Below are 6,927 nucleotides of genomic sequence, written 5' to 3'. Positions count from 1 at the left end.
TGATGCTGCAGAATCATAAAGAGGATATTGTGGCTTGGGAATTTGAAAGGTTATCGGATACATCAAAAAAATATATCTTAGAAAATATAAGTAAAGATATTTTGGAGAATTGGAATTTATTGTTCGAGAAAAAGAAGAAAAAACATGAGAATTTAAGAGAAATATGGTTTTCTGGTTACTTTAGTTTAATTTTGAATTCTCTTCAATATGATTTGAAAAATAAGGAGGAGTGGAAACTTAGTTTTTTAAATTACGAAAAAATATTAGAAAAAGATATGTATGCATGGTATGAGAAAACGACACATATGTGTTGCGCTTTTTTCTATGATATAACGCAGATATTTTATATTGTACTGGCAGGGCAGGAAAAGCAGATTATAGAGGCGGATGAAAGCGTGACTCAAAGTATCAGGAAGATACAGTTATTTATACGGCGGCATGAGGATTACTGGAAGGATCATGTTAAACAAAAAATAGAACTGGAACATAGACTAGAGGCGATGTTGTAGATTTAAGTGGAAATTCATAACCAGTAAAGGACAAAGGATGAATATTTTAATAGTAGGAAATGGATTTGATTTGGCACATGGTTTGCCCACGAAATATGCGGATTTTCTGAAGTTTATAGATTTTTTTTACAAGCATAAGGCACAAGAAAGTTCAGGATTAGAATTGATTGCGGGAGAGGATATCAATTGCTATAAGTATTTTACAGACTTATTTAACAGTAAACAAGATTCTGAATTTGATCAGTATTTATATGATCAATCAAGAAAAACAATTCATGAGTTAAGTGATTTGTGCAAGGATAATGCATGGATTAAATATTTTTCAGAGGTGTATAAAAGCAGAGAGCAAAAAGGAAAAGACGGGTGGATTGACTTTGAAAGTGAAATTTCCCTGATTATACAGACATTCAACAGTGTAAGCAGGGATATACAAGAGACCATACAAAAGGGAGGCGTAGGAACGGTGCTTTCACAAAGGCAATTAAACGTTCTTGCACTATTTTTGGAAAAGATGGATAGTTCATCAGGAATGGCGACCCATGTCTGGAAAAAAGAAGAAATTGACTTTTGGAAACAGAAACTTCTGGAAGATCTGAATAAACTTACACGTGCACTTGAAATTTATCTCTCAGATTATATTAGCAATTTTATGCTGGGAAATGGACTGCCAGATATAAAAAACTTGCCATATTTGGACAAAATTTTATCGTTCAACTATACATGTACATATCAGAGGATATACGGAGAACATCCGTTTTTGGAGTTTGATTATGTGCATGGAAAAGCTGATTTAAGGAATGATATCCAATCTACAAATATGGTGCTTGGAATTGATGAATATCTGGAAGGAGATGCGAGAGATAAAGACCTCGAATTTATAGAATTTAAGAAATTTTTTCAAAGAATACATAAGGAAACAGGGGGCTTATATGAAGGCTGGCTTGAGGAAATTCAGTCTGAGAAAAAAATATATGAAATATCAGCAATCGTTAAAGAGAATGGAATAGTTAAAAAGCATCACAGAGTAGTTAAGTACCATAAAGTTTTTATATTTGGACATTCATTAGACATTACGGATAAGGATATATTAAGAAAATTTATTTTAAACGAAAATGTTAAGATAATAATTTTTTACACCGATAAAGAGGATTATAAAAAGAAGATTATCAATCTGATAAAAATTATAGGGCAGGATGAATTGGTAAAGAGAACGGGTGGGAAAAATAAAACAATAGTGTTTCAAAAGATAAATACGTGCACATTGGAATCTGATTCCATGAGGGAAAAATAAAAAAGAATAAAGCAGGGGAAGATTTGTGAATCCAGACAATAGTGCATTTCAGTTTGCTCTGAATTCCAGAATATATGTGGATAAGACAGATCTTATTAGTATGCACGATGGAGAAAGAGATGAAGAAATGTCTTGTCAATGATTGACAATCGGTAGTATATCTGCTATATATGAGACATATATCTGAGAAAAATCGTTAACCGTTCGGTTATTTAATTTCCCTGTGTGACAATATGATAGAAATGATATACAGAAAAACATGACATATTAAAAGTAAAGGGTGATAAGATGCTTACAATTGTAAATGGAGTTACATCTAAACAGGTGCTTGCAAATGAAATTATAAATCTTTTGGAAACAATGGGATTAGACGGATATTTTTATTTGGGCTACCCTGTTTTAGGGGGAATTGATGGAAAAATTAAAGTTGATGCATTGTTAGTGAGCGAACAGACGGGTATTGTACTTTTTGATCTGGAAACATTAGCAGAAGAAAATATGGAAGATAAAATTCAGTTATTGGATGAACTATATAATAATATGGAAGCCAAGCTGAAAAGATATGGATATCTGTCAAAAAGACGAGTTTTACAAGTGCCGATTAATGTACTGTCTTATGCACCCCTTTATAAAACGAAGAGTGATGAAATTTGTACATCAATAGAAGAAGTAAAGGAATATTTAGAAAGTCTGGAATGGAAACAGGGCGAAGAATATTATAAGAAATTATTGGAAGCGATTCAGATGATTTCACAACTGAAAAAAAGAGGTGGCAGAAAAAATCTTCAGAAGGCTTCGTCAAGGGGATCAAAATTAAAAGCAATTGAAGACCAGATTTCCTGCCTGGACAAGTATCAAAGTAAGGCAGTCATTGAAACGGTAGAAGGTGTTCAACGAATCCGGGGTCTGGCAGGATCGGGAAAAACAATTGTTCTGGCATTAAAGGTAGCATATCTGTATACTATGTATGAAAATAAGATGATAGCAGTTACATTTAACAGCCGGGCATTAAAGGGTCAATTTATTCAACTGATCACAAACTTTATTGTTGAAAATACAAATGAGGAACCTGATTGGAGCAGAATTAAAATAATTCATGCATGGGGAAGTAAAAATTCAGAAGGTCTGTATTTCAATTTTTGTAAGGCAAATAATCTAGTTTGTTATGATTATATGGATGCGTGCCAGAAATATGGAAGAAATTCATCTGCTTTTGACAGAGTATGTGAAGAAGCCGTAGAATCAGTAACGAATCCCCAGCCATTGTATGATGTGATTTTAGTAGACGAAGCACAGGATTTTTCAAAATATTTTCTTCAGATGTGTTATATGTCACTCCCACATGAAAGCCGTATGCTTGTATATGCATATGATGAACTCCAAAGCCTGGATAACAAAAACGTTGAATCTCCGGAAGACATTTTTGGATACAGTAATGGACGGCCGAATGTAGTGCTTGATAACAGTAATGGTAAGGCGGAGGATATTGTCTTATCAAAATGTTATCGTAATTCAAGACCAGTTCTTATTACAGCACACAGCCTGGGATTTGGAATTTACAGAAAAAAAGAGGCACGGGAGGAAACATCGTTAGTTCAATTATTTGAAGATAAACAGTTATGGGAAGATATTGGATATACAGTGAAAGAAGGTGTGATCAGAGATGGAGAATTTGTAACGCTATATAGAACAGAAGAAACAAGTCCTGCATTTTTAGAGGATCATTCGTCAATTGACGATCTTATACAATTTAGAAGATTTGAAAATAATGTACAGGAAGCGGATTGGATAGTTGAAGATATCGAAAAAAATCTGCATGATGAAGAATTAAGATATCAGGACATTATGATCATTCACCCTGATCCCAAAATTACGAAGAGTTACGTGTCACATATCCGTGTTAAATTAATGGAAAAGGGAATTAAATCGCATATTGTTGGGGTACAGACAACACCAGATGATTTTTTTCAGGAGGATTCTATTGCAATCTCTCAGATTTACAGAGCAAAAGGAAATGAAGCAGCAATTGTTTATCTGATAAATGCGAATCTTTGCGCAAGAGGCATCAACTTATCAAGAAAACGAAATATTATATTTACTGCTATGACAAGATCGAAGGCATGGGTACGGGTTAGCGGAATCGGAGATGATATGGATCTGTTAATACAGGAGTTTAACAGCGTTAAGGAAAGGAATTTTCAATTAGAGTTCACGTACCCGGACAAATCACAACGAAAGAATATGAGAATTATTCATAGAGACATGACTCAAAATGAATTAAGAGATATCAGAAAAAGCAATTCTAATCTGGCGGATATTACCAGTAAACTTGCAAATGGAGAAATTCGAAAAGAAGATTTAGATGAAGATACTGTGAATCGCTTAAAGGATGTGCTGTATAATTGAAAGAACAAGAAAAAGTATTTCGAGAGTTAAAGAAAGTTACAAGGGAATTGATCAGATGTGGACTGGCAGAAGAATATAACTATCCTGTAATTCAACAAATGGATATTGTATGGGAAAAATATCAAAATATTTCGTTATATTTAAGGAATATGGATTACAGTACAATTTATGATGAAATAGAAAAAAATCATAATTATAATGTTAAATTGCCAGATGGCGGTATCATACAGTTGATGTATCGCTTTAATAGAACGGGAAAAGAATTGATTTCGCACAGATTGGGGTATTATCCATCACCGTCGTATGAACTTTATCAGAATGATCCGGAATTATACGATGTTGACTATATTTACGGAGATATTTTAAATAAATCTGTATTGCCTGTGATTATTCGAGCTGATTACAATCGAGATCCGGAGGAGAGCGAACTGCATCATCCATATTCACATATTACTTTAGGGGGATATAAAAATTGTAGAATTCCTGTAGATCGTCCAATATCACCGATGAAATTTGTGAAATTTATTATGGAACATTTTTATTATGTTCCGAGTTCACAGTTGGAATTCAATTTTGAAATTGAGGGTATAGTAGCTTTCGAAGAACATATTGCAGAAAAAGACATAAATAAGAGCAGAATAATAGTATGAAAATGGAGAATGAAATATGGAAATTGTTAGAGAATCTATATTCATACAAACAGCTATAAAATTATAGTGTAAATTATAGTAGAAAAGTAATTGACATATTCATGGTGGCAAGTTAATATAATATTAACAACAGGCAACAGGAGTGTCTGTCAAGCGTTGAAGTAAGGTGTTGTGCCAGGAGGCAGTGCCTTACCAGCTTTATAAGGGTTTAGCATTTACCACAATCTGGCTAGGGAGCAAAAGCTCTCAAAAGAAAATGCTGGGAGGCTCTGCCAAGTGCAGGGCCTTTCTTAATTTTATTATGAAAATAAAGGGAGTTGCGGAAAATATAGATGAGAACAGTTGTTGATTGTGTATCATCATTTATTCCTCTCTTATCAACAATCAACAGAGTATGAAATTGTTCTGGGAAGAAAAAATGTTGCGGTTAAACTTATAATAACGTTTGATAAGAAGGACTGTTTTCATTTGATGGGATTACAGGATTACATATATTATACGACAGATTGAAAAAAGATGTAAAATAGCAAGATTGCCTGATGGAAAATATTTATTCCATCAGGCAATCCTATGTAAACATTTCTTTAGTTTTGATTATTCTGCAGATTCTTTAGAAACAGAATTTTTCTTTTTTCTGGATTTACCAGAAATCATTTTATGACCGGAGTAGATAGCCATAATCATGCAGAGAAGAGAGCTGCAAGCAAAATATTTGTGAGCAGTTTTCATGTTTTTATAGCCGGTATAAAAGGTTCCAATCATGGCTGCCAATGCACCAAGTGACCAATATTTATGTGCTTTCATTTGAATATACCTCCTGCGTTTTTTTATATAATACCTCTTTTTAGAAAGCATGAAAACAGGAAATTTATAAATTCTGTTCTTTCTCAATCTGCTGTTCCTGTTCGTAGCTCTTCCCAAGGATCATATCAATATTGGCAGACACGGTACGAAACTCCCGTTCATAATTCCGGCGGTTAGAAAAATCTTCCCGTTGCATATTTCGCAATTCAATAAGTCGGTCTTTTTCAGCATAGAGGGATTTCGTGGAAGGCAGCTTATTTCCGACAGATTTTTCTTTCAGTGTTCGGAGAGCTGTATCATAAAGAGAAACTTTTTATTTTTATGGTAATAGCTGTTTAGTTTCTGACATTCAGATTACAAACCTGTTTGCGGCAGAGTTATTGATGCCGTATGAAGTCTTTCGGAAAAATTTCTTTGCACATATGAACGAATTGGAAATAACTCCCGGGAAGGTACGGTTGGATGAGGCTATCCGTCTGATTGTTTGTCAGATGAGTGATTTTTTGGTTCCTTATGTGATTAGCATAAATTAAGTCTGCGAAGCAAACGATACTCCTTGGGCTTTGCACAAGGAGATTCATATTTATTGTATTTCGCAGTGTATTACTGGACGCGGAGTGAACAGTAACCAGTAAATAAACAATTTATTGACAAATAACTGACCAGATGTAATAATACCACTCAGAGATAGTATTTGGACTCAAAACTATACTCTGGCTGAAATCACTGGAATCTTATATAAAAGCAGCCAGCCGGAATCCGGAAACGGGAACGGAGGGATGTATGTAATTTTAAAAGATACGAGCCGGTATTTATGATACAAAAAATCAGATTTCCAATAATCTATGGAATAGTAAAACATATTTTATGTATCAGAAACAGGACTCAATATACAGGGAATCAATCAGAAGCGTTTCAGGGTCAAAGTGTATCCTGATGCGCTTTTTTTGCAGATCATAAAGGTATATTTCCTTTTTATGGTGCTGCTTGACTCTGATTTTTCCCGCAGGAAAGGACTATATAAGATGACAATAGAAATGTTAAAAGGAAAAATCCACAGAGCAACTGTTATCCAGGCTGAACTGGATTATGTGGGAAGCATTACTGTGGATGAAGAACTGCTGGAAGCTGCCGGAATACTGGAATATGAGAAAGTTCAGATTGTAGATGTGAACAATGGCAGTCGATTCGAGACATACACAATCTGCGGAAAACGCGGAAGCGGTATGATCTGTCTGAACGGAGCAGCAGCAAGATGTGTAAGCAC

7 protein-coding genes are annotated in these 6,927 nt (G+C 34.4%); 5 read left to right on the top strand and 2 right to left on the bottom strand.

The genetic code is table 11. The features are described 5' to 3' along the window. From AC075L_RS19805 to AC075L_RS19790, 4 genes are all read left to right on the top strand, one after another. The coding region (locus tag AC075L_RS19805; protein WP_476388059.1) for a hypothetical protein at window positions 1–509 on the top strand (509 nt) is incomplete at its 5' end. Window positions 510–546: 37 nt separating this feature from the next. Beyond that, complete coding sequence (locus tag AC075L_RS19800) at window positions 547–1,800, top strand: AbiH family protein (protein ID WP_020993837.1); 1,254 nt, start codon at window positions 547–549, stop codon at window positions 1,798–1,800. Window positions 1,801–2,088: 288 nt separating this feature from the next. After that, window positions 2,089–4,206, top strand: coding sequence for a DEAD/DEAH box helicase (locus tag AC075L_RS19795; RefSeq protein WP_476388058.1), 2,118 nt, complete (start codon window positions 2,089–2,091; stop codon window positions 4,204–4,206). Further along, window positions 4,203–4,856, top strand: coding sequence for a DUF2290 domain-containing protein (locus AC075L_RS19790; RefSeq protein ID WP_008704368.1), 654 nt, complete (start codon window positions 4,203–4,205; stop codon window positions 4,854–4,856). The genes AC075L_RS19795 and AC075L_RS19790 overlap by 4 nt, the downstream gene beginning before the upstream one ends. 594 nt (window positions 4,857–5,450) lie before the next feature. Here the strand turns inward: AC075L_RS19790 and AC075L_RS19785 are convergent. Together AC075L_RS19785 and AC075L_RS19780 are read right to left on the bottom strand one after the other, a co-directional pair. Next, window positions 5,451–5,660 carry a DUF6219 family protein gene (locus tag AC075L_RS19785; protein ID WP_008704367.1) on the bottom strand — a complete coding sequence of 70 codons (210 nt, stop codon included), beginning with the start codon at window positions 5,658–5,660 and terminating at the stop codon, window positions 5,451–5,453. A gap of 64 nt (window positions 5,661–5,724) precedes the next feature. After that, window positions 5,725–5,856: a hypothetical protein gene (locus tag AC075L_RS19780; protein WP_008704366.1), complete on the bottom strand. Its 132-nt coding sequence runs from the start codon at window positions 5,854–5,856 to the stop codon at window positions 5,725–5,727. Between the two features lie 829 nt (window positions 5,857–6,685). On the opposite strand from AC075L_RS19780, the gene panD reads away from it, so the two are divergent. After that, window positions 6,686–6,927 (top strand): aspartate 1-decarboxylase (gene panD, locus AC075L_RS19775; protein WP_476388057.1); only part of this gene is annotated, 242 nt, incomplete at its 3' end.

Source organism: Blautia sp. ZXY-1-B12 (genome assembly GCF_056339915.1).
Note: the sequence above shows the minus strand (reverse complement) of the source record. Positions and strands in the feature narration are given on the sequence as shown.

Excerpts from the sequence above, each read along its gene's own strand:
- AC075L_RS19800 (WP_020993837.1), top strand. The coding sequence starts at position 547 with ATGAATATTTTAATAGTAGGAAATGGATTTGATTTGGCACATGGTTTG.
- AC075L_RS19795 (WP_476388058.1), top strand. The coding sequence starts at position 2,089 with ATGCTTACAATTGTAAATGGAGTTACATCTAAACAGGTGCTTGCAAAT.
- AC075L_RS19785 (WP_008704367.1), bottom strand. The coding sequence starts at position 5,660 with ATGAAAGCACATAAATATTGGTCACTTGGTGCATTGGCAGCCATGATT.
- AC075L_RS19780 (WP_008704366.1), bottom strand. The coding sequence starts at position 5,856 with ATGCAACGGGAAGATTTTTCTAACCGCCGGAATTATGAACGGGAGTTT.